Genomic DNA, 23,594 nt, shown 5'->3' with positions numbered 1-23,594 from the left:
GATTCGACCTAAAGGAAAAGACTTAGAATCTGTCGGGAGGAGGGCATTATGTCGTACACGGAATTTTGTAACGAAGGTTGGCTGTTTGCGCCTCTGGAAGGTGAGGGGTCGAACGCAACCGAAGTTTCGCTTCCGCATTCGTCGGTTGAGCTTCCGTACGATTATTTTGACGAGAAATCGTATCAGAAGGCCTTTTCCTATCGTAAGAGAATTGATTGGTCCGAAGCATTCGCTGGCAAGCAGGTTAGCCTCGTTTTTGACGGTGTGATGGCCGATGCAAAAGTGTTTGTGAATGGGCAGGCTTCCGTGGCTTATACTGACGGCTACACACCATTCGAAGTTGATCTTACTGAGGCGCTTGGCTCCGAAGGCGTAGAGGTCGAGGTTCAATTGAGCGGCGCCGAAAATCCGGAAATTCCTCCTTTTGGCGGGCAGATAGACTACCTGACCTACGCAGGTATCTATCGTGATGTTTGGATCAAGGTTTCTGATCCAATAGCATTTGGCAAAGTGCGTGTTGAAACGTTTGATGTTTTGTCCGAGCAGAGCAAGGTTCGGGCAGAGTTTGAAGTGTTGGCCTCTGTTGGGATTCCCGAGGGAGCCGCAGTCTCTGCTGAGGTGTTAGATTTCGATGGCAACAGCGTTGCGCGAACCGAATTGGCTCTAACTGAAGGTGTTCAGAGCGTCGAGTTTAGCGGCCTATCGAATATTTCTCTTTGGAGCCCTCAGAACCCAGCGCTTTATACGCTTCAGTTGTCGTTTGAGACGGAGGCGGGTTCCGACACGCGCGAGACCACCTTCGGGTTTAGAGATGCCAAGTTTACGCCAAAGGGATTTTTCCTGAACGGCGAGCGCGTGAAGCTTATCGGTCTGAACCGACATCAATCGTTCCCTTACACCGGCTATGCGCAGGGGCGGGCCTCGCAGGAGCGCGATGCTGAAATTCTAAAGAATGAGCTTGGTTGTAACATCGTTCGAACCTCGCATTATCCTCAATCGCCTTGGTTCCTTGACCACTGCGATCGCATTGGGCTCATGGTTCTGGAAGAAATCCCCGGTTGGCAGCATATCGGCGGTGAAGAATGGAAAAATCGGTCGGTTGAGAATGTTCGTGCGATGATCGAACGTGATTGGAACCATCCGTCGATTATCATGTGGGGCGTGCGGATCAACGAGTCCCCGGACGACAGCGATTTTTATCAACGCACCAATGCACTTACCCGCGAGTTGGACCCAACGCGCCCAACTGGGGGTATTCGCAAGGATCTCGAGAGTGAGTTTCTAGAGGACGTGTACACGTTTAATGACTTCATCCTCGGTGAGTTTGAACTTCCCGGTGCGAACCGTGAACGGACGTCGTTGCGAAGTCAGCAGGAAGTTACTGGCCTAGGCAAGGACGTTCCTTACTTGGTCACGGAATACAACGGCCATATGTATCCGACCAAAGTATACGATCAGGAGCAGCGCCAGATTGAGCATGTCACGCGGCACCTTGATGTGCTTGATGCGGCATTTGCGGATGACAGTATCGCAGGCTGCATCGGGTGGTGCATGTTTGATTACAACACGCATTCAGATTTCGGATCTGGCGATCGGGTATGTCACCACGGCGTAATGTCGATGTTCCGCGAGCCGAAATTTGCGGCATATGCCTATGCAAGCCAAGTGTCACCGCAAGAGCGCGTTGTAATGCAGCCTGTTACGATTTGGGCGCGCGGAGAGCGAAACATTGGTGGTGTTTTCCCTCTGATGGTTCTCACAAACTGTGATGAAGTGCGCGTGAAGTTCCCAAGCGGAATTGAAGTGCCGATGATCCCGTATCGGGAGAGATATGCGCATTTGCCTCATCCTCCTATGAAGCTTGAACCCGGTGATCTGCCGAACCCGGAGCTTGGAAGATGGGGGAGCGCGTGGCTTGATGTAGAGATTGTCGGGTACTTAGATGGCAAACCGGTTGAGCGAAAAACAATGCTTGCGGCTCCAGTCGCAACAACGCTCGAAGTTGCGCCGGATCAGAGCGAACTGGTCGCATCGCATGGAGAAGTTCGAGTGGCAATTCGTGCCTTAGATCAGGTCGGCAACCTGCTGAAGTTCATAAGCGAGCCAGTAACGATTTCGGTTGAGGGTGCGGCCACGCGTGTCGGGCCGGAAGTTACCACATTACGTGGCGGGACGAGCGCATTTTGGGTGCGTCCAACCGGGGAAGTTGGCGAAGTGAACGTCACAGTGAAAAGCCCACGTTTTGGAACGGTTAAGGTTGCACTGACTGTTCGCGATTAACGACAAGGCAAAACGCTTGTCAGGTCCGCCCAAAAAGATTGGTCGGGCCTGATATCAATGGCATGTCGCAAACCTAGGTGCTTTGTCCGTCTGCCAAATTCTGCGCTTTGATGCCTAGTTCCATGACCTTGAATGTATGAGCTTGCGGAACAGCGGTTTCAGTCCTGTTTTGGATGTCGTGCACAAGGCGTTTGAAATATGGCAGCCCGGCATCAGAGCAATCAATCCGTTCGCAGCGCGTTCCGTTGACGAGGAACAGATGGTCAATCCCATCTTTGCCGCCGAGATCAACGTATTTGCGGAGCTCGATATACCCTTCTGTCCCTAGGATCGTCAGGCGGCCGTCACCCCAATTGGGAAGGGCGTCTGGCGTATACCAGTCGACGCGCACATAGCCGTGGCCTTTGTCGCTCTTGATTGATAATTCGCCAAAATCTTGCAAGCCTGGCGTCTCAGGATTGGCATAATTTGCGGCGTTGGCCATAGTGATTTCAGCGTCCGTCGAGCCAGTGAAGAATAGAAACTGGTCGATCTGGTGGGACGCGATATCGGTAAGGATGCCACCATAAGCGTCCTTGTCGAAAAACCACTCTGGTCGTGTCTCTTTATTGAGCCTGTGCGGGCCCAAGCCCACGGTCTGAATCACACGCCCGATTGCGCCATCGGCAACCAGTTCTGCGGCTCGCGTGACTGAGGCAACTTCAAAGCGCTCTGAAAAATCGACGGTCCAAATTCGGCCTGTTTTTGCGACGCACGATTGAATTTTTTGGAGTTGCTCTAACGTTGTACAGCCAGGCTTGTCTGCCATAATATCCTTGCCCGCTTCCATTGCCTCAATTGCCAACTGCGCGCGATTGTTTGGCACGTCTGCGATCAAGATTAGGTCGATCTCGGGGTCGTCAATGATGTCTTGCCGGTTTGTGATTTGGGGAACATCTGGAAATCTTTTGCGCAAGCCCGCTTCAACGCCAGTTGGCCCATCATTCCACCAGCCGACAAAATCTGCGCCGGCGTCAATCATGTTTTGGGCCATGCCATAGATGTGACGATGTTCAATGCCCAGAGCGGCAAATTTAAGTGTCATTGGTGAATTACTCCGTTGCGGGCACATCAAGAATGCGACCCTCGCGCGATGATTTGGTGATGGCTTCAATCAGCGACTGTACTTTTAGAGCGTCGCGTCCAGTTATTGCTGGGGCACGGTCATTGCGAACCGCGTCGACAAAATCCTCAACCACCGCTTGATGCCACGCGTGCGTAAATGCCATCGGGTCCGCTCCTCCGCCTGAGGCGACTTCCTCCCCAACGACTTCCGATGTTCCATCCTGATAGCTCAGTGTGAATTTGCCGGATACCAAGCTCGCAGACCCCTTGGTGCCGTGGATAGTGATGCTCTCCGCGCTTCCCGGATAGCTCGCTGTACTTGCGAGGAGCGAGCCAACCGCGCCATTAGCGAATTCTAGCCCCGCAGACACGAAGTCCTCGGATTCCATCTCGTGCAGCGATGTCGTGCGTGCCATCGCTTGAACTCGGGAAACTTGGCCAACAAGGCTGATAGCGACGTCAATCGTGTGGATGGATTGGGAAATGAGAACCCCGCCGCCATCGCGCGCATAAGTACCTCTTCCTGGTTCATCGTAATAGGCTTGCTCCCGCCACCACGGTACGTTGATTTCGACCGCCGCGATCTCTCCGAGTTTTCCTTGCGCCAAGGCTTCACGAGCCGCGAGCGCAGACTGTCGCAATCGATGCTGAAAGAAGACGCCAAGCATCACGTTGTTGTTTTCGCAAATCTCGACGATTTCTGTGGCGGCAGTGAGCGTTCGCTCAAGTGGCTTTTCTATGAGAATGTGTTTTCCTGCCTCCGCAAGCTCCTTCACGATTTCTGTGCGCGCATTGGGCGGGGTGCAGAGCGCAACAATTTCAATTCGCGGATCAGCAGCGATTTCGGAAATATTCTCATATATGGTGATAGGGTCGGCGGTTTCGGAACAGTGTTCCTCAACGAATTTTTCGGCGCGGTCCTTGTGGCGCGATAGAACGCCAGCGAGCCGAACATCATCCCCAATGGATTGGATCGCTTTAGCATGTGTTCCTGCAACCATTCCGAGGCCAACAAGCGCAATTTCCATTAGTTTTCTCCCTATTCACAGCGTCTCAAACAGAGTAGCATACCAGTATACCGGCCTCAAAGGAGAATATGCCGGACCGCAATCTTTCATGTGAAAGGCGCTTACCCGTTTGGCTGAAAACAGACAAAATCACTCACAGCTTCCTTTTGTCCCCTCAATGTCTGTGCGGGACTTGGAACTCCCGCGAATAGATACATTGCACCGCGCGGGCGGTCAGATTTACGGGCTACTCCGACGGCATATTCAGAGCATGCAGCTTGCCCCAGGCGCTTCGATCTCCGAAAGCGAAGTTGCCTCGATGTTGGGGGCAAGTCGAACCCCCGTTCGCGAAGCCTTTCAAAAACTGCGCGAAGAGGGGCTCATAAAGACCTTACCAAGCCGTGGGAGTTTTGTTGCAAAGTTGAGCCGCGAAAGGATTCACGAAGCGCAATTCTTGCGAGAAGCAATTGAAGTCGCAGTGGTGCAAAAACTCGCCACAAAAGGGATAAGCAGCCAAGTCATTGCAGCCTTAGAAGGTAACCTGCAGCAGCAGAAAATTGCCGCAGAAAATGAAGACTTTCAGGGCTTTCATGCTTTGGATGACGAGTTTCACGGTTTGTTGGCAAAAGCGACCGACCTGATGCGCGTCGAAGCGGCTTTAGATCGAGAGAAGGCCCATCTCGACCGATTGCGGGGTATTTCGCTTCGAGTTGATGGGCATCCCACGGTTCTGTTTTCCGAGCATCAGGCTATTTTTAAAGCTGTTGTTGCTGGTGAAAGTGATCGAGCATCCCAGCTTGTCAGAGAACACTGTCAGTCCATTTTCAAGGCTCTTGATGCGCTGCACAATCAACATCGCGATTACTTCGACGAATTAACCCCATCGGCCGTGGATCGACAAAATCGCCATACCGAGCAGTAAAACAACGCTTCCGAAATTAAATGGCTGCAATCCTTCGGAATTTGAACAACACTATGCGACGTTGATTTAACTGGACCATTTTATGATCGTATTTCAATTTCTTGCCCTCACTTTTGCTATTTCGCTATTAGGGTTTGCTTGTATTTTCGTGCTCCCTTTCGCGCGAAGCCCCGACAATCTGAAAGGGTTACCGTTCTGGCTCGTTATGGTGTGGGGCCCGTCACTTGCGGCGATGATTTTGAGCTATGCGAACGGCAATCTTATTGAGCTGCTTGGGCGCGCCGTCAAAGTTTCGGGCGTACCTATGTCTGCTTGGCTCCTCGTTTTATCTCCGCTTGTGGTTTTGTTCCTTATGCGAAAACGCGCGCCGGAAAAGGCGAGCAAGATCGGAGTGGGCGCTCTTGTGGGCATGGTCGTGTTTAATCTTCTGCTCGGTCCGCTGGGTGAAGAATTGGGCTGGCGCGGCTTTATGCAGGAGCAGTTAGCGCCGCAATTCGGATGGCTTGTTGCCTCGCTTGCGGTTGGTGTGGTCTGGGCGGTTTGGCACCTTCCGCTTTGGGGAATTGATTCACCTCACGCAAAAATATCGCTCCCCGCGTTTCTGGTTCACGTGATGTTGTATTCTGTGATTATCGGTGCGGCCTATACCCTTTCCGGGGGCTCAATACTTCCTGCTATCCTGTTGCATCTGACGCTGAACTTAGCGTCAAATATTGCGGTTAACGTAGGGTATCGCGACCCAAGTTCTTGGTTCCACGCGAGCATGCTGCCATATGCGGTTTTGGCAATCGGCTCGGTGGTTCTTGTGTTCCTCACGGGGTCTTAGTTGCTTTAAGTGTTGCATCAAATACGCGGTGCACCATCGGAGTGATTGTAATGCCGCATTTTGGACAGGAATTTGGTATATGTGCGTGGTGATGGCATAATATGGTGTTCCAGATAGCGTAAGAGTAGCGAGAATATGGGTTATAATATTACAGAGGTCTCCGGTAATGCGGTTGGAAGCGGCCTCGGAAGTGTTGCTGAATGGACGTTCGATGTTCAGAAATCCGACCTTCTGGTAACTGGTGACTTTGATCTAGATGCTGATGGACTGGGATCAGGTGGTGCAGAATCCGATGAGTACTTTGTCTCTGACTTAAGCACGACGGCTTATGGAACTCCTACGATTGATGCAAATGGAATACTGACGTTTGATTTCTCTGCACACACAGCTGCGATCGTCGCCAATGGTGGAGCGGTAATAACATTTACCGTTACAGGCTATAGTTACAATGATCCCAACGACCCAGACGATGACGAATTTGACGCCGATCTTGTCACGATCAATATCGCTATCTGCGTTCAACGTGGAACCGAAATTCAAACCCAGAACGGTTTGACGCTTGTTGAAGACCTCGAAGTCGGTGACTTGGTCCAGACCGTGGATTCAGGTCTGAAACCAGTCAAATGGATTGGTTCAAGAACTCTGAATGGAACAGACCTTGAGCACCTTCCCGAACTTCGCCCCATCAGGATTTCCGCTGGCGCGCTTGGCAATAATACCCCGACCAGCGATCTCCTTGTTTCTCCACAGCACCGTGTCCTTTTATCGAGCAGCAAAGCAGAGCTTTTTTTCGGCGAAAGCGAAATACTTGTTTCAGCTAAAAGCCTTGTGAATGATACCGATATCCGTGTCGCAAGTGACATTGACGATGTCGAGTATTTCCATGTTTTGTTTGACCGCCACGAGATCATGTTAACCAATGGTGCGGCGACCGAGAGCTTTTTCCCAGGCGATTATGTTTTGGATACGTTGAATGCCGGTACCGTTGCCGAACTCGAGGCATTGTTTCCAGAACTGATGCAAAACCCAGAGGGCTTTGGCCCACCTGCGCGTTTGCCCCTCAAAGGATTTGAGGGCAGTCTGCTTCGTGAAATTGAACAAATCGATGTTAAGAAGGCCGCCTCGCAATCATGAGCAAACTACAAGATTCTGCCGGCCGCGATATTCCTGCCTCCGAGGCCCCCTCTGCTGAAACGCTTCGTATTTACGGCGACTTCATGTTTCTTGCTTTTCGGAGCCCGTGGCATGCGCGCATGAGCGTCGCGAACATGCGAGCGGCTTTTGAGCAGCCGATTGCACTGAAGCAATTTCAGGTTTTCCGTTTTGATGGTATCCCGCGCGGTCTACTGACTTGGGCCAACATGAGTGCCGACGCGGAGCGCCGTTATGTCTCCGGCGAGATTTTGAAAGACGAGGATTGGAACTCTGGTGATCGTCGCTGGATCATCGACATAGTCGCACCTTACAAAGGGTTAACCGCTAGCATAAGCCGTTGGACTATGGTGCCGGGGCAGTTCACCGACGGACAGTTTCGCTTTCGCCGCGTTCTTGAAAATAGCGGCACGCGCCGGATTGTTGAGGTGGACCTGACCAACCCGAAAGACAAAGCTACGATTTTTACCGAAGAAGAGTATTTGGAGCAGCTCTAGCCTGCCTTACCTGTGCCTTCCATCGGTGCTAGCGTAAATCCCGCACTTTTGAGCTTCTTGCGAAGTTGTCGCGCAATTTCCAAAGCGTTTTCTGTGTCACCATGGGTGCATATCGTGTCGATAGGAGTCGGGATACGTTTTCCGCTTTCGGAAATTATTGCGCCTTCCTCAAGCATCGCAAGTATCCGTGAACTCGCGAGTTCAGGATCATGTATAACCGCCCCATCAATGGACCGATCAACAAGCGTTGCGTCGTCGTTGTATGCTCGATCTGCGAAAACTTCAGCGGCCCACCGCGCTCGAAGCTCTTGAGCAACCTCCTGCATCGGAGTTGCGGCAAGAACTACAAGGATAATATCTGGATCAACGCTCAGCGCAGCTTCATAGCAGGTACGCGCAATGTCTTTATCTTCGGATGCCATATTTGACAGCGCGCCATGGAGTTTAAAGTGCCGGACCTTTAGCCCTTGGGCCGCCGCCATCGCGCGCGCGGCACCTAGCTGATACCGGACCATATTGGCCAGCGTATTTGGCGTAATCGACATGCGCCGACGACCAAAACCTTGCAAGTCTGGAAAGCCGGGGTGCGCGCCGATGCCCACACCATTCTCATGCGCACGGGCCATTGTCTTTGCCATCACATCTGGGTCACCAGCATGAAATCCGCACGCTATATTGGCGGAGGTAACGACATTTAGCAGTGCTTCATCATTCCCCATGGTCCAGTCGCCAAAAGACTCGCCCATATCCGCGTTTAGATCGATCAGTTGAGCCATTTTAGCCTCCGTTTTCCGTGTCCCAGCCTGTTATGGCTCCACTAATGAGTTGATACCCTAGCAAGTCTTTGATGTCATTTGGATCCCGAAGCAGCGGTCTCACTTTCGATCGAAGCGATTTGTAAAGAACGTCAACCGGCCTATGCACCTGTTTTGCTTCTTCATAGTCTATGAAGCGAAAGCGAAGTTCTGTACCAACTGGTGCCTGCGCTATAGTCGGTAAATCATCTGGTAGAACCATCCCAATTCTTGGGTATCCACCCGTCGTCTGACACTCCGGCAAGAGCACAAAAGGCTTTCCCGCGCCGGTCATTTGAATGTCTCCCGCAAACATCGGCTCAGACAGGATAGAGAGAGCTGATTTCGTGGTGAACCCTTCGCCATCATAGACAAGTTCGGCCCCTTGGCGATTGCTATTGATGGACCGCGTGAAGCTGGTCTGCGTGAACCTCTGTCGTTCTTCTTCTGAAAACAGCGCGGTGTGCACCGAGGGTAAAATGCGTACCTTTCCACCGCCAAACCGTCTGTCGCTATCAAGGGTGGAGCTAATGAAGCCCTCCGCGTTGTATGATCCAACAGGTAGGTTTTCACCTGTTTCGACACGCTTACCAATTCCAGCAGTTAGATGCGCAGACCGGCTTCCTAGAAAACATGGCGTTTGAAACCCGCCGCCAACATGCAGATATCCGTAAGTTCCAGACAATGCAGAGCCGATGGACAGGGTTTCTCCATCGTTCAGCTTGTGGCTAGAGTTCCATTTGATAGGTCGGCCATCTATTGAGGCACTCATCGGTGCGCCGGTTAGGGCAATGTAAACCGTACCCTGCGCCTCGAACGTCCCTCCGAACCCTGCCATTTCTAGCGAGGCGTTGTCGGTGCTTTGGTTTAGCAGCGCGGAGCCTTCGACATGCGCAACGGGATCGGCGGCACCTCCGCGCGAGAGTCCTTTGGCAATGACACCAGTTCTTCCCAAATCCTGAATGGTTGCGAGAGGGCCAATGTTTCGAACAAAAAGTCTGGTCATACGCCGACGACCTCAAAGCTTGCTCCGCCATTGCCTGATGGCGTTCCGGGGAGGTCGGAGTAGGGAGCGCCTGGGTTTTGAAGCAGTTTTGCAAACGTGCGCTCGGAAATAGCGTGAAACCTGACTTCGTCGCCTGGTGTCAGCGCAATTGGCGTTTTGCCATCTATGCTGAAGTTTTCAAATGCCATTTGGCCAATCTGCCGCCATCCAGTTGGAGCGGAGTTTGTGAACGTTGTGATCTGGCGAATTGCGACCGTGACTGCGCCTCGTGGTACGCTTTTTGTCAGCCCCGTTTGGCGAGGTATGTTCCAATTGTCAGGCAGACTGCCGAGATATGGTTGCCCAGGAGCAAAACCCAAAGTCATGACACGCAGGGTCGTTGCCTCAATCTCTTGTATGGCGCGTGCCTCCGAGATACCTGCAAGTTCTGCGGCTTCTCCGAGTTGTGGGGCATATTCACCGGCGAAACACGCCGGAATGTGCCAAAGCTTATGCGGCGTTGGCAGTGGGGCAGCTTCCCAATCTTGCTCGCCCAGCATCTCAAGAACGCACACGCGTAGATCATCTCGCGACAAAAGCGAAATATCGAATGATATCAATACCGATGTGAGTGAAGTCGTTGTTTCCAGAATGCCTTCAACATCGGCGCTGTCAATTGCGGCTCTGAAAGCAAGGGCGGCGCTGTTTGCCCCGTCTGTGAGCGTGTCTGAAAACGTCACTAATAGCCCTGACAGGCCGACGTCTCGCAGCAATGGTTGACTTGGTGAGGGCATTTGCGCGCTGCCTTTTATCGTTGGGTTTCACATAATGACAATTTATCAACGTTTTGACAATGAGGCCTTCACAACGACGACGCGGATCGGCTTGCTTGGTCATAGTGGCCAGACAACAACCGCAAGGCTTTTGCCATCTCGGCAAGATCATCATCTGACAAACCAGTGTGGTTGAGCCCGTCAACAAGGCACTGATTTCTGATGTCACGGTAGGCTGCGCAGGCTTGTTGACCGGCTTCGGATGTTGCGTAAAAGACCTCTTTGCCGCGCTTCTCCGTGGTCAAAAGCTCGAGTTTTACAAGTTTGCGCAATGCGTATGTGATGGTGTGCGTGTCTTCGATATTCAATAAAAATGCGATATCGGTGAGACGCTTCTTGCGGTCCCGATGGTTCGTATTGTGAAGAACCAAAATTTCAGTCGCGCTAAGTTCCGGAAAACCCGCAGCTGCCATGCAGCGTTGTATCCATCGGGTAAACGCGTTGTAGGCCACAATAAGGCCGAATTCATATTCGGAAGATGCTCGCCCTTCGCCCTCTGCAAGGTGCCGCGAAGAGACGATCGGTCGGTTTTGTTTAGCTGTCATGGTCAAGCACCGTTTGTCTGGTCGCGGATAGTATAACTTAAACTAAGAGCTTGTTGATAAAATAACGGCGTTTTCTCATTGTATGGGGCGCTTGCGGTTCCGTTCGACAGACATCATGTTGCACAAGACAGTTGAGGAGACGAACAGATGAGAATTGCATTCACAGGCGGAACAGGAAAAGCAGGTCGGCACGTAACACGCTACCTACGCGATCAGGGGCACCACGTTGTTAACATAGACCTTAAGCCGTTGAATGAGGAGGGGATCGATGACTTGCTCGCCGATATTACCGACTCTGGTTCGATGTTTAACGTTCTGTCGAGCTATGCAAACTTTGGTGAGCTTGACGCCGGAACAGGCGCACCCGCATTTGACGCGGTCGTTCACTTTGCGGCGGTGCCGCGCATTCTTGTTCATCCAGACCACGAAACTTTTCGGGTGAACACTGTTGGAACCTATAACGTCATCGAAGCAGCGGTGAAGCTTGGAATAAAAAAGGTCATCTTTGCCTCTTCCGAAACCACGTATGGGGTTTGCTTTGCGGATGGCGAAGTAAAGCCGCAATCGCTCCCTGTTGAAGAAGATCACGATGTAAATCCGATGGATAGCTATGGGTTGTCCAAGGTTGTTAACGAAAAAACGGCGCGGTCATTCCAAGCGCGTTCGGGCATTGATATCTATGGTCTGCGGATTGGAAATGTCATTGAGCCGCATGAGTACGGTGTATTTGCCGATTTCGAAAAAGACCCGTCACTGCGTCGGCGCAACATCTTTTGCTATATTGATGCGCGCGACCTCGGACAGATTGTAGACCTATGCCTAAAGAAAGACGGGTTAGGGTTTGAGATGTTCAATGCAGGAAACGATTCAAATTCGGTTGCCATCACAAACGACGAGATCGTTGAGCGGTTTTATTCCGGAGTAGAAGTCACGCGTGCATTGGGCCCGCACGAGGCGCTATACTCCAATCGAAAGATCAGAGAAGTCCTTGGCTTTAAAGAGCAATACAATTGGAAAGATTGCATGAAGGCGCTCGCGTAGAGATCCAAGGCCGAGCGATTTTTACAAAAACACCATAAATTGTTTACCTCGTTGTTTCCGTTGTCCCTCAGGCACAGCGCAATCATTCAAATGAGGGAACACAATGAAAATCCAACTGCTTGGCCTTACTTCTGTATTGGCGCTATCCGCCGGAGCTGCGATTGCGGAGAAGAACTTCAACCGCATCGCGTCTTTTGCCGTTGTGCAAAACATGGCAGCCGGAGAAGATCAAAGCCGCGAAACTTCTCCAGAGATTATTGCCGCCACCGAAGACGGCATGACGCTTGTTTACACCGACAGCCCGCTTGGTGTTCTTGGTCGGATCGACATCACCGACCCAAAGTCGCCCAAACCGCTTGGCAATATTGATCTGCAGGGCGAGCCCACATCGGTTGTTGTGATCGGAGATATCGCACTCGTTGGTGTCAACACATCGGAAAGCTATGTGAAACCCTCTGGTGAGCTGCGTGCGATAAGCATCAAAACCGGAGAAACGCTTGCCAGCTGTGATCTGGGTGGCCAGCCGGATAGTGTTGCGAAATCGCCGGACAATAGCTTCATTTCCATCGCGATCGAAAATGAGCGCGACGAGGACCTGAATGACGGCATTCTCCCTCAGAACGACGCCGGGTTTCTGGCCATGCTTGATGTCACCGAAGGAATTCCTTCTTGTGACAGTCTCAAAACAGTCTCGATGACTGGCCTTGCAGAGATCGCGCCAAGCGACCCAGAGCCAGAGTATGTCTCAATCAATGCGCTGGGCGAAACTGTGGTGACGCTACAGGAAAACAACCATCTCGTGGTTGTTGATCGCGACGGGGAAGTAATCTCTCACTTCTCAGCGGGCTCGGTTGACCTTGAAAACATTGACGCCACAGATGAGCGCGGCGCGTTGATTTTCACAGAAAGCCAGAAAGGCCGCCTGCGTGAACCTGATGCGGTCGCTTGGATTGATGAGACGCATTTCGCAACTGCGAACGAAGGCGATTACCAAGGCGGTTCCCGCGGTTGGACCATATTTTCCAAGGATGGCAGCGAGGTCTATGAGAGCGGCGCATCTTTTGAGCAAGCTATCGTTCAAATCGGCCATTATCCTGACAAACGCTCGGACGCAAAAGGGGTTGAACCAGAGTCGGTAACGTTTGATGTGTTTGGTGATACGCCGATGGTTTTTGTTGGTGCGGAGCGCGCGAGCGTCGTCGGCGTTTATGATGTTACCGATCCGAAAGCGCCAGTGCTTGAGCAGCTACTGCCCTCTGGTGTCGGTCCAGAAGGTTTTGTGACAATTCCAAGCCGAAACCTTCTCGTGTCCGCAAACGAGAGTGATTTGATCGAAGATGGCGGCGCACGCGCGCACGTCATGCTTTATCAGTACGAAGATGCTCCGGCGGCTTACCCGCATATCACTTCCGAAGGCGCAGATACGCTTATCGGTTGGGGCGCGCTATCGGGCATGGTCGCGGGCGAGGGCCGGACCATTTATGCGGTCAACGATAGTTTCTATGGCTATCAACCGACAATCTTTACCATCGACGCAAGCACCAAACCGGCGCGAATTACCAAAGCGACACCAGTAACGCGTATGTCCCGCCCCGCCCAAAAGCTCGACATGGAAGGGATCACTACTGATGGCGAAGGTGGATTTTGGATCGCATCTGAGGGGCGAACAGATCGCGTCACCCCGCATGCACTATACCATGTGAATGCAGAAGGTGAGATTACTCAGGAGATTGGGCTGCCCCAAGAGCTCATGTCCGTTGAAATGCGTTATGGCTTTGAGGGAATTGCACGTAGTGGCAGCACGCTTTGGATGCCGGTGCAGCGCGAATGGGCCGACGATCCGAAAGGGCAAGTTAAGCTCGTATCCTACAATATCGAAACGAATGAATGGGGCGCAGTTCGTTATCAGTTGGACGGTACCGAAGGTGGCTGGGTCGGCCTGAGCGACATGGCCATTTATGGCGATCATGCCTACATCGTTGAACGTGACAACCAGCATGACTACCGTGCCAAAAACAAGAAGGTTTATCGCGTTGCCCTCGAAGAGTTGGTGCCAGCGCCGCTTGGCGGAAAGCTTCCGGTTGTATCGAAGGAACTGGTACGCGACCTCCTACCTGATCTCACATCGACGGCTGGTTTTGTCTTGGATAAGGTTGAGGGGCTTGCAATCACTTCTGATGGCGAAGCTTTCATTTCGACGGACAATGACGGTGTAGACGACCATTCCGGCGAGACGATGTTCTTTTCAATCGGCAAGCTGAGCGCACCGTCCTAGTCAGCGATTGAAACAGAAGAACAGGCGCTCCTTTTCGGGCGCCTGTTTTGTTTTCAGCAGACGCGCTACTTCAGGCCGAGATTCCGGCTCAGTGCGTTCATCAAATGCTCACCGATTAGGTTCTCTGCGAGGTCACTGTCTCGCATTTCGCATGCATCAAGAACTTTGAGGTGCTCTTCCAGCGAGGTGATGACCGTAGAGGGAGACAGGAAACTGGTGGTCTTTATGACCCGCACCATGAGGTGCAATCTTCGGAAAGAAATATCTATGAGCTCGTTTTGAAGCGAGTTAACGATGCCCGTGTGAAACTGGTCCTCAATTTTATCAACAAGTAGAGTCTGATCTGAACTGGGGTCACACCCTTTCAGGCGATTGATCTCTTCGAGGTGGATGTTCTTGAGGTCCAAAATGTCTTGCGACCGGGCATGTTGAGAAAATTGTTTAACCGCTGCACGCTCGATGATTGTGCGAAACTGGAACGTACTCCGAACCAACTCAGCGGAAGGTGTCACGACCTCGATACCAGATCGCGGATGCACCTTAACGATCCCATCAGCTTCTAAAACTTTCAGTGCATCGCGAATTGGCCCGACAGCGGTTCCTGTGATTCTCTCGAGATCTTTTTGAGACATGCGCGAGCCAAAAGGCAACTGCTTGCTAAACAGGGCGTCCAGAATGCTCTGATAGGCAGTTTCGCTCAATAATTTCTTAGGTGTTCCAGTTTTCATACCGGCAGCTTAATCACCATGTTGACAAACTGCAATGTCATTGTGCATCATCTGATTAATCAGTTTGCAGAATGAAAGCATCAGACAGTGCTGCCTAAAATCAAGAAGTTCGCTCTAACGCGTTTTGAATATCGTTTCGATCGCAGTATCGGCGATAGTCAGGTGTTCTTCGAGAACTCCCACAGTGTCGCGCTTGAACTGCATGATGACGCAGGGAACATTGGGCTTGGTTTCGGGCACAAATTGTTTGAGCCATACCCTTCGCAAGCCACGATGGAGGCCACTTTTGCGAAGTACATTTGGCCTGAGATTGAGGGCCAAACAGCGTTTGAGTTGACGCAACGGGTTGAACGGCCACGCGGAGGCAACCAGCGGGATGCAAAATACGGTTTTGATGAAGCGCTCCAAATCGCACTCTGGGATTTGGCGTCTCAGCAGGCAAGCATGCCGCTCGGTAAGTTTTTGGGCGGCACCCGCGAAAAAGTAAGAGCATACGCAAGTGGGCTCGACTTCCATATGAGCGATGAAGAGTTCGTTGAGTTCTTCTCAAATGCTGCATCCCATGGCTTTGATACATTCAAGGTAAAGATCGGAAGTCCTGATCCAGAATGGGACTTGCACCGCCTCGAGCTTCTGAAGAAAACTGTTGGGCCTGATTGCGGTATCATGGCTGATGCGAACGAGGCTTGGTCGTGTAAAGAGGCGGCGATGCGCCTGACAATGTTCCACGATGCGGGTATTGATCTGATCTGGATTGAAGATCCTATCCTTCGAAATGATTTTGCCGGCCTGCGCTCTTTGCGCGAAATGGCCCCGTTCACACAGATCAACTCTGGAGAATATCTCGACCTTACTGGCAAGCGTATGCTGCTTCAAGCGGGCGGCACAGACATCATCAACGTTCATGGTCGGGTGTCTGATACGATGCGTATTGGCTGGCTCGCAGCTGATATGGGACTGCCTGTTTCATTGGGGAACACATTCCTTGAGACGGGTGTCCATGCCGCGTGTGCTTTGCCCGAAGTGGAGTGGCTTGAGTATTCATTCTTGAGCAACGAGCACCTTGTAGATACGCCGATCGAATTTAAAGACGGCTATGCACTATTACCCGAGAAGCCCGGTATTGGCTTCGCGCTAACTGATGCCGCGAGAAATATATGGTCAGCGCCTGATCCTGTTGCGGCTGACGCGCTAAAGACTGCGCCGCCGTGCAGATTTATTTCCAAGTAACCGACGACGCAAAACAACGAAACGACTGAGACATTTTGGGAGGAACCGACATGATAAACTTAAAAACAACACTGCTTTCAAGTGCAGCACTATTGACGTTTGCAACTGGCCTTTCGGCACAGGAGCTTACGGTTTGGGATTGGAAATCCGGCGATCCTGCAACGTTCGGCTATTTTGACGCTGCAAAAGAAGCGTTCGAAGCCGCAAATCCCGGCGCAACCGTTAATTTTGTCGTGCAGCCGCATGACCAATACTACACGCTACTGGGTACAGCTCTGACATCTGGCGAGGGGCCGGATGTTGTTCTTGTGCACGGTGGTGCAAAAACGCAATCGCGTGCCGAGGCTTTGGTAAACCTCACTGACAAAGCAGAGAACTTCTCTGGTGTTGAGGCATTTTCGGATGAAGCAGGTAATGTTTTCGCACTGCCGATCACCATCCAAGGCTTCGCTGTTTACTATAACAAAGATCTGTATGAAGCCGCAGGCCTTGATCGTGATGCAGCGCCTTCCAGCTATGAAGAATTGGCGGCAGCATGTGAAGCCATTATCGCGAAAGGTGATGTGCCTTGCTTTGCGCTTGGCAACAAGCAGGGCTTTGGCGGCGAGTTCTTTGTAAGTCAGATTGCAACAAGCACCTTCTCTGATGAGGACTATGCGGCATGGGTCGCCGGTGAGCTATCGTGGACAGATCCGAAAGTGCGCCAGATTGTCGAGCTTTGGGTCGATGGCAACGAGCGCGGTTGGTTTAATGAAGGTGCAAACTCCATCGCCAAATTTATGGACGAATACGAAATGTTCATGCGTTCCGAAGCTGCTCACACAGTCGGGCTTTTGTCCGATGTCGCGCATTGGAAACAGTTTGAGGAGTTCCTTGGCGAAGGAAATGTTGGCGTGTTCGCATATCCGAACCCAGATGCCGAAGTTGCGCGCCTTCCTTTTGGCGGTGGGATCGGTTGGGCTGTACCCAAAGCCGGCGAGAACCAAGAACTTGCTATGAGCTTGGTTGAAATTCTTGCAGATGCTGAACGTCAGGCGATTTTTGCGGTTGAAACGGGTGCGCTTCCTGCGAATACTGAAGTTGATACATCAAAGCTTTCAAGCGAAGCTTTGGCGCGCGCTCTCGAGCTTATGGCGAGCGCGCCAGGTGCCAGCCCACATGCTCTACTGAACCCTGCCGTTCTAGAAGAGTGGAAGCGTCAGTCTCAATCGCTGCTCAATGGTGACACTACGGTCGATGCGGCTGTGGAAGCCATGGAAGCGGCCCGCAAGGCAAACATGTAAGGGCAAATTCGTGAGTAGTCCTGAGAAAACAACCCCGCCGCGCAAAAGGCGCGGCGGTGACGGAAGCAAAGCCGAAATACGCATGGCGTTTTTGTTTTTGCTTCCTGCCTTGTTATTGGTTCTCGTCTTTAGGGTGTTCCCTTTGGCGTGGGGATTTGTCCTTTCCTTGACCAACACTGACGGGATCGGCAAAGGAGACTGGGTCGGGTTCGCGAACTATACGCGCGCTGTGAATGATCCGACATTTCAGGACTCGATTGTAAACACATTGCTCCTTTTGGCGACGCTGCCGATTTGGGTGATGCTGCCCATGCTCCTTGCTATCCTGATCCACCAAGGTGTTCCGGGCGGAAAACTATTCCGCGCCGTATACTTTTTCCCTGCCGTTCTCTCGAGTGTGATCATCGGCTCTATCTTCAATATCGTATTGCGGTACGACGGGAGCCTTAACAATGCACTTGCTGCCGTAGGTATCGACGCGGTTGATTGGTTGGGTGGAAGCGCGACCGCACTTGGTAGCCTTATTGCCGTCCAGCTTTGGTCAACCTTTGGCATGGGTGTTCTGATCTTCCTGTCCGGCTTGTCCACAGTACCGGATGACATCATCGAAGCCGCACGCATAGATGGCGCTCGGTTCTGGCAGCGATTGTTCCTGATTATTGTGCCTTCGTTGCGCCCGATCATCGAATTTGTCGCGGTGGTCACCACAATCGGTGTGCTGACTTCAATGTTCGGTTTGATCTATGTCCTTACAGGCGGTGGTCCAGGAACGTCCACAACGCTGCCGGAGTTTTTGATCTGGCTGGAGCAAGGCCAATTGAATCGACCAGGCTATGCCTCCGCTATTTCAATGATCTTGTTCGTGATGATGGGCGGTATTGCATATCTGCAAATTCGCATCATGACCCGCAACGCGAGCCTTTAGGAGCAGATTAATGTCCCGCAGGAGTAAATCTGACAGCCGAGCCCTCTGGATCGCTGCTGTCCCTATGTTTCTATTGGCGCTGTCGTGTCTATACCCGTTCTATTTTGCGCTTAACAACGCGCTCAAGGACAACAGAGGATATATTCTCGACCGGTTTGGTTTGGTAAACGACCCAACGTTTGCAAACTTTATTACGGCGTGGAGCCGTGCGCGGTTCGATGAATATTTCATGAACTCCTTTACGGTTACGGTCGGAGCGGTTCTGGCGCTGTTGCTCATCTCTTCGCTTGCCGGTTTTGCACTAGCGGTTTTGCGTTTCCCTTATCGCAAGCTTGTGTTTGTCGTAATTCTCGCGTCGCTCATGATCCCTGTCCAAGTTGTCTTGGTGCCCTTTTACCAGACCATCCTTGCGCTTGATCTGTTGAACACACGCACGGGGCTGATCCTGTCTTACACGGCTTTCTTCTTGCCCTTTAGCGTCTATCTCATGACCGCATTCTACAGCGCTCTGCCGCGCGAGCTCGTTGAAGCTGCGCGGGTGGATGGGGCTAGGTTTATCCATGTCTGGTGGTTCATCATGCTGCCAATGGGCCGTCCGGCGCTGCTCACTCTGGCAATTCTGAATACGCTATACTGTTGGAACGACGTTCTGATTTCTCTCCTCGTACTTCAGGATGAACGCACACTAATGGTGGGCATCACTGCTCTGCGCGGGGAATACACAACAAACGTTCCATTGCTTTCGGCCGCAATTGTTCTGGCCGCCGCACCAATCGTCATTCTCTACGTTCTGTTCCAACGTAAGATCGTTGCCGGCATCGCGACCGGTGCCGTGAAAGGGTAATATCACATGGCCAATCTCGCACTTTCCTCCATTGAAAAGTCCTTCGGCACAGTCAAAGTGATTAAAGGTGTCGATCTCGAAATTCCCCATGGTGAGTTCGTCGTGTTTGTTGGGCCTTCCGGTTGCGGCAAGTCCACGCTCTTGCGGCTTGTGGCTGGGCTTGAGAACCCAACTGGTGGCGACATCATTATTGACGGTGAGGATGTAACCGACGAGGAGCCTTATGACCGCGGTATCGCGATGGTGTTTCAGTCGTATGCGCTCTATCCACATATGACCGTTGCGGAGAATATGGGGTTTGCGCTTCGTCTCCAGAAGCAATCCAAGAAAGAGCGGCGTGCCGCTGTTGAACGTGCTGCGGAAATTCTGCAGATCACCCAGTTGCTAGACCGTAAACCTGCGCAGCTTTCAGGCGGCCAGCGTCAACGCGTTGCCATTGGACGCGCTATTGTTCGTGATCCAAAAGTCTTCCTTTTCGACGAACCTCTCTCGAACCTCGACGCGGAATTGCGTGTTCAAACCCGCATGGAAATAGCGCGGCTTCATAAAAAGCTGGGCGCCACCATGATTTATGTGACCCATGACCAGACCGAAGCCATGACAATGGCGGACCGTATTGTCGTGCTGCGTGATGGAATTGTTGAGCAGGTCGGAAGCCCGACTGACCTCTATGATGACCCCGACAATATGTTCGTAGCAGGATTTATTGGGTCGCCGAAAATGAACTTCGTCCCATGCGTTGCCACTGGCGACAATCAGGTTGCATTCGGGAATGTGCCTATTCAACTGCCCGCGCTTAATTCATCGTTGGTGAAAGGCGCGGAGTATACAATTGGTATTCGCCCCGAGCATCTTCAAAGCGACGCAGGGCAGGCAGTATCAATGAATATTGAAGCGGTCGAACAGCTCGGTTCTACGGCTTTTGTTCATGGGGATTTGGTTTCCGAGCAATCGACTTGTCGCTTGGTCGTGGAGATGCGCGATCAACGCCCGAATGCCGGTGACAATGTCCAACTGCATTTCGATCTAAAGCGCCTTGTTCTATTCAACGAAGCTGGCCAGCGCGTAAGATAGCAGGGCATTTGAGAGCAGTGCCTTCCATAGCGCCGCTTTTAAGAGCTAATCATTCAAAATGATTGTTACAGCGCGCTATTTCTGAAGCTCGCCAGTGGCCCATGTTTCTTGCAGCACGAGTTGGCTTTTGATGATCGCTTGCAGGGTATCCTGAATACATCCATCAACAGATGTCTCTTCGGCATTCTGCAACGCTTGATGCAGCGCTTTCGCACCCATCGAGGCCGCCAATCCGGACATATTATGTAGTTCATTGGCAATTGCTTTGCCTTGGTTGGACAGCACTGTCTTCTTCAGTCCGGAAAGGTTCTCTGTAATTTCCTGATAGAACTTTTCGGCGTTCTTCTTGTATTGCTCCGGCCCCAAAATATCACGGAGCTCCGCGACTTGCTGAAGGTTGATCAGCTTGTGATAGTCTTGCGATGCGAGCCTATTTTGAGCGGAACGCTTTTTAAGGAGAGCCTCGTGCACAGATGCGCGTGAAACGGGTTTAATGACGAAATCGTCGAGGCCAGCGTCGATGCATCGCTGTAAGTTCTCTTCGCTTGAGTAGGCTGTAAACCCAATGATCCTGCTATTCTTGGATGCGCCTTCTTCACGGATTGCACGCGTTGCATCCAGCCCATCCATGACAGGCATGCTGATATCCATGAAAATGATGTCAAAAGCCGTGTGACGCGCGAGGTTTACGCCTAATTCACCGTTTTCCGCTGAAGCTGTCGAAACGCCCAGCTCTGTTAAATATTCGATCAAAATCTCTCGGTTGATCCTGTTGTCCTCGACGATGAGCGCGGAAATGTTTTGTTGCAAATTGGCGGCCGGTGCAGCAGGGCTGGCCTCCTCGACCTTTTGACCAAGCAGTTGCTCAAGGTCATAGTTTGTTGGCTTTGTGAAAGGCAGCCGGACCCAGAAGGTACTGCCTTCGCCGAACACGCTGTCGCCGCCAATTTCCCCACCCATGGCCTGCGCCATGCGCCGCGAGATACTCAAGCCAAGCCCCGTTCCTTCGGTGTCGCGCTCCAAAGATGTGTCGAGCCGTACAAAATCATCGAACACACGCGAAAATTGCTCGGCAGGAATGCCGCGCCCTGTGTCGCTGACATGAATTTCGATTTCGACTTGGTCGCCTTTCTCTTCTGATACAGCGAGGTCTATTTGTACGTGGCCATTATGGGTAAATTTGATGGCATTCCCGATCAGGTTCAGCAAGATCCGGTTCAGGCATGTCTGATCCCCCATCAGATGCTTGTACGGAAAGCAATCTACGCTGGCCGTTATCCTGTTTCCATTTGAACAGGCAAGCGGGCGCAAATTCTCGACCATATCCTCAATAGTGGCTGCCAAATCCACGGGGCTAAGTTGTTGAGACGTTGTCTTTGAATCCAAAGCCGTAATGTCGAGGATGTTGTTCACATGGGCCATCAAATGCCGGCCCGATGTATTGGCGATGGTTAGGAACCTATCCTGCTTTTCTGAAAGATCAGTGGCACCGAGGATTTCGTGCGCCGCAATCAAACCATTCAGCGGCGTGCGCATTTCGTGGCTCATCAGGGCGATGAAATCGGATTTTGCCTTGTTCGCTGCAATCGCCTCGTCACGTGAATTTAGAATTTCTTTCTGCGCGGCAATCCGGTCTGAAATGTCACGAATGAACGAAATGAAAACCGGTTTTCCCTCTTCTGTGACGGAGGCAACAGAGACCTCAACCGAGATACGCTCGCCACCTTTTCGCAGGGCTTCCAGTTCGACCAGGCCTTTCCCGATGATGCTGGAATTTTTTGTTTTCAAGTACCGTCTGATGCCAGCGCGGTGGGCAGCGCGGTGCTCTTGGGGGATAAAGAATCTAGCCATATCCTTGCCGAGCACCTCATCTCGTGAATAGCCAAAAATCTTTTCTGCGCCACCGTTGAAATCAAGAATATCGCCGCGGTGATCAATGACCAAAACCGCGTCGAGCGCTGCCCCGACTGTTGACTGAAGCCGCTCTTTGGCCGCTGATAGTTGCTCTTGTACGCGTTCTGATCGCATACGAGCCCGAATGAGAAGCGCGCCCACAAGCAGAAAGGCACCCATCAGAATGACTGCTACCAATGCTACCTGAAAAAGCAGTGAGGCAAGTGTTGTACGTTGTTGATCAGAAGTGCTTGCAAAGAACGCAACAGTATCGACAGAGGCATCACGAATATGCGGCGCAGTGCTAATTAGAGTTTGAGCAAGGCGCGCGAGCTCGTTGCGGAGAGTTTCATCTGACGCATCGATCGTTTTTGCGAGCTCATCAGCTTGCGCAAGAATGTCAGCCCAGATTTGCGGCGCATCAGCGTTATAGGACATACGTCCCTGTGCTTCGAGCGCGGCAACGATAGCTGCGCGTGAATAATATAGATCAAAGCGCTTTCGAAGCTCCTCCAGATCGGGCTCTGATGACAAATTTGCTAGAATTGCTGCTTCGTGCAAACGCCAAAACTCGACCTCAAACTGCGACACTGTCCATTGGGCATTATCGATCGGCGTTGATCGGAGTAGGGCCAGTTGATCGCGGACGGAAAAGCTAAGATAGATCAAGATCCCGAGAAGAACCGTGATTGCCACGCTCAATCCGGCAAGATGCCATTTAATGTGATTGAGAGAGAGCAACTTCACGGCCTGCGGAACTCCAATGGATTAAGTCGGTAACTGCCGAAGCTTACTCTTCAAATGTAAGTGATTCCAATTGCCAAACGCTTTCGGCATAAATGGTTTTGAGTTGATAGTCTTTGGAATGGTCATAGGGGAACACAATCCAAAGCGGGCCTTTTTCCCTCAAGCTCATCGGATTTCCGTTAAGCTCATATGCTATAATCGGGTACTTGGAGCCCGGCTCGGGAATTGAAATCTCTACGTTGTAATCATTCGCGGCAGTCGCAAATAGACGGCCGCCAGAAAGGCCTGTTTCATCAAGAACAACGGAAAGCGAAACGCCTTTGAATTCCAGTATGCCTTCTGTCCAAACTGTTGAAGTTTTGAAAGATTCTGAAGGGAGTGCGCGGAGCGAAGTGATTGAAAACGACGCATTCTCCCCTTGATCAGTGCTTTGTGCTCGCCCCGAAACTGTTAGTACGATTTTCTCTTCTTCCACGTTGCTTTCGGACGATGCGCTGGGTAATCCCGTGAGTGTGAGCGCTAGGGCGAAGCAAAATGAAGGAAGTAATTTCTGAAAAATCATTAACTACAGTTCCATTTTCAATTAATAAGACCTTAGCGAAATTTTAT

General features: G+C 51.7%; 21 protein-coding genes. 12 read left to right on the top strand and 9 right to left on the bottom strand.

The annotated features are described in order from the left end of the window. Window positions 1–48 precede the first annotated feature (48 nt). Window positions 49–2,280: a glycoside hydrolase family 2 protein gene (locus tag N9C89_RS11220; protein ID WP_263953953.1), complete on the top strand. Its 2,232-nt coding sequence runs from the start codon at window positions 49–51 to the stop codon at window positions 2,278–2,280. Window positions 2,281–2,353: 73 nt separating this feature from the next. On the opposite strand, the gene N9C89_RS11215 is transcribed toward N9C89_RS11220, so the two are convergent. Both N9C89_RS11215 and N9C89_RS11210 read right to left on the bottom strand, forming a co-directional pair. Continuing rightward, window positions 2,354–3,364, bottom strand: coding sequence for a Gfo/Idh/MocA family protein (locus N9C89_RS11215; protein ID WP_263953952.1), 1,011 nt, complete (start codon window positions 3,362–3,364; stop codon window positions 2,354–2,356). 7 nt (window positions 3,365–3,371) lie between these two features. After that, the gene (locus N9C89_RS11210; RefSeq protein WP_263953951.1) at window positions 3,372–4,412 is read right to left on the bottom strand and encodes a Gfo/Idh/MocA family protein; all 1,041 of its coding nucleotides are present in this window, start codon (window positions 4,410–4,412) and stop codon (window positions 3,372–3,374) included. Window positions 4,413–4,569: 157 nt separating this feature from the next. Between N9C89_RS11210 and N9C89_RS11205 the strand changes: the two genes are divergently transcribed. The 4 genes from N9C89_RS11205 (at window position 4,570) to N9C89_RS11190 (ending at window position 7,788) form a co-directional block, all read left to right on the top strand. Further along, window positions 4,570–5,313 (top strand): GntR family transcriptional regulator, encoded by a 744-nt coding sequence (locus N9C89_RS11205; RefSeq protein WP_263953950.1) that lies wholly within the window; start codon window positions 4,570–4,572, stop codon window positions 5,311–5,313. Between the two features lie 82 nt (window positions 5,314–5,395). Beyond that, a complete protein-coding gene (locus N9C89_RS11200; RefSeq protein ID WP_263953949.1) occupies window positions 5,396–6,139 on the top strand; it encodes a CPBP family intramembrane glutamic endopeptidase in 744 nt (247 codons plus the stop codon). Between the two features lie 135 nt (window positions 6,140–6,274). Next, window positions 6,275–7,273 carry a Hint domain-containing protein gene (locus tag N9C89_RS11195; protein ID WP_263953948.1) on the top strand — a complete coding sequence of 333 codons (999 nt, stop codon included), beginning with the start codon at window positions 6,275–6,277 and terminating at the stop codon, window positions 7,271–7,273. Next, entirely contained in the window at window positions 7,270–7,788 is a 519-nt protein-coding gene (locus N9C89_RS11190; RefSeq protein WP_263953947.1) for a toxin-activating lysine-acyltransferase, read from the top strand. Before N9C89_RS11195 ends, N9C89_RS11190 begins: the two co-directional genes overlap by 4 nt. Here N9C89_RS11190 and N9C89_RS11185 read toward each other — a convergent pair. The 4 genes from N9C89_RS11185 to N9C89_RS11170 all read right to left on the bottom strand — a co-directional run bounded on the left by N9C89_RS11185 (window position 7,785) and on the right by N9C89_RS11170 (window position 10,945). Further along, window positions 7,785–8,564: a LamB/YcsF family protein gene (locus N9C89_RS11185; protein WP_263953946.1), complete on the bottom strand. Its 780-nt coding sequence runs from the start codon at window positions 8,562–8,564 to the stop codon at window positions 7,785–7,787. The genes N9C89_RS11190 and N9C89_RS11185 overlap by 4 nt on opposite strands. Window position 8,565: 1 nt before the next feature. Further along, entirely contained in the window at window positions 8,566–9,588 is a 1,023-nt protein-coding gene (locus tag N9C89_RS11180) for a biotin-dependent carboxyltransferase family protein (RefSeq protein WP_263953945.1), read from the bottom strand. Further along, window positions 9,585–10,361, bottom strand: a complete 777-nt coding sequence (locus N9C89_RS11175) for a 5-oxoprolinase subunit B family protein (RefSeq protein WP_263953944.1) — start codon at window positions 10,359–10,361, stop codon at window positions 9,585–9,587. Before N9C89_RS11175 ends, N9C89_RS11180 begins: the two co-directional genes overlap by 4 nt. A 68-nt stretch (window positions 10,362–10,429) precedes the next feature. Then, the gene (locus N9C89_RS11170) at window positions 10,430–10,945 is read right to left on the bottom strand and encodes a winged helix DNA-binding protein (RefSeq protein WP_263953943.1); all 516 of its coding nucleotides are present in this window, start codon (window positions 10,943–10,945) and stop codon (window positions 10,430–10,432) included. A gap of 147 nt (window positions 10,946–11,092) precedes the next feature. On the opposite strand from N9C89_RS11170, the gene N9C89_RS11165 reads away from it, so the two are divergent. Next, the gene (locus tag N9C89_RS11165) at window positions 11,093–11,986 is read left to right on the top strand and encodes an NAD-dependent epimerase/dehydratase family protein (RefSeq protein ID WP_263953942.1); all 894 of its coding nucleotides are present in this window, start codon (window positions 11,093–11,095) and stop codon (window positions 11,984–11,986) included. Between the two features lie 103 nt (window positions 11,987–12,089). Beyond that, a complete protein-coding gene (locus tag N9C89_RS11160; RefSeq protein ID WP_263953941.1) occupies window positions 12,090–14,261 on the top strand; it encodes an esterase-like activity of phytase family protein in 2,172 nt (723 codons plus the stop codon). 65 nt (window positions 14,262–14,326) lie between these two features. On the opposite strand, the gene N9C89_RS11155 is transcribed toward N9C89_RS11160, so the two are convergent. After that, complete coding sequence (locus N9C89_RS11155; RefSeq protein ID WP_263953940.1) at window positions 14,327–14,989, bottom strand: GntR family transcriptional regulator; 663 nt, start codon at window positions 14,987–14,989, stop codon at window positions 14,327–14,329. A gap of 87 nt (window positions 14,990–15,076) precedes the next feature. Between N9C89_RS11155 and N9C89_RS11150 the strand changes: the two genes are divergently transcribed. From N9C89_RS11150 to N9C89_RS11130, 5 genes are read left to right on the top strand one after another with little or no spacing between them, the layout of a single operon-like run. Continuing rightward, on the top strand, window positions 15,077–16,219 hold the full coding sequence (locus N9C89_RS11150; protein ID WP_263953939.1) for a mandelate racemase/muconate lactonizing enzyme family protein: 1,143 nt from the start codon (window positions 15,077–15,079) through the stop codon (window positions 16,217–16,219). A 50-nt stretch (window positions 16,220–16,269) separates the two neighbouring features. Continuing rightward, the gene (locus N9C89_RS11145; RefSeq protein WP_263953938.1) at window positions 16,270–17,502 is read left to right on the top strand and encodes an ABC transporter substrate-binding protein; all 1,233 of its coding nucleotides are present in this window, start codon (window positions 16,270–16,272) and stop codon (window positions 17,500–17,502) included. A 10-nt stretch (window positions 17,503–17,512) separates the two neighbouring features. Then, window positions 17,513–18,427: a carbohydrate ABC transporter permease gene (locus tag N9C89_RS11140; protein WP_263953937.1), complete on the top strand. Its 915-nt coding sequence runs from the start codon at window positions 17,513–17,515 to the stop codon at window positions 18,425–18,427. A gap of 10 nt (window positions 18,428–18,437) precedes the next feature. Then, on the top strand, window positions 18,438–19,271 hold the full coding sequence (locus N9C89_RS11135) for a carbohydrate ABC transporter permease (protein ID WP_263953936.1): 834 nt from the start codon (window positions 18,438–18,440) through the stop codon (window positions 19,269–19,271). Between the two features lie 6 nt (window positions 19,272–19,277). Beyond that, on the top strand, window positions 19,278–20,345 hold the full coding sequence (locus tag N9C89_RS11130; protein ID WP_263953935.1) for an ABC transporter ATP-binding protein: 1,068 nt from the start codon (window positions 19,278–19,280) through the stop codon (window positions 20,343–20,345). Between the two features lie 75 nt (window positions 20,346–20,420). On the opposite strand, the gene N9C89_RS11125 is transcribed toward N9C89_RS11130, so the two are convergent. Further along, window positions 20,421–22,985 (bottom strand): PAS domain-containing hybrid sensor histidine kinase/response regulator, encoded by a 2,565-nt coding sequence (locus N9C89_RS11125; protein WP_263953933.1) that lies wholly within the window; start codon window positions 22,983–22,985, stop codon window positions 20,421–20,423. Window positions 22,986–23,028: 43 nt separating this feature from the next. Beyond that, window positions 23,029–23,460, bottom strand: a complete 432-nt coding sequence (locus N9C89_RS11120; protein WP_263953932.1) for an oxidoreductase — start codon at window positions 23,458–23,460, stop codon at window positions 23,029–23,031. Window positions 23,461–23,594: the final 134 nt, after the last annotated feature.

Origin of the sequence: Halocynthiibacter sp. SDUM655004 (assembly GCF_026015885.1) — a bacterium.
Lineage (GTDB): Bacteria > Pseudomonadota > Alphaproteobacteria > Rhodobacterales > Rhodobacteraceae > Falsihalocynthiibacter > Falsihalocynthiibacter halioticoli.
The sequence above is the reverse complement of the archived record's forward strand: the minus strand, read 5'-3'. Positions and strand labels throughout refer to the sequence as shown.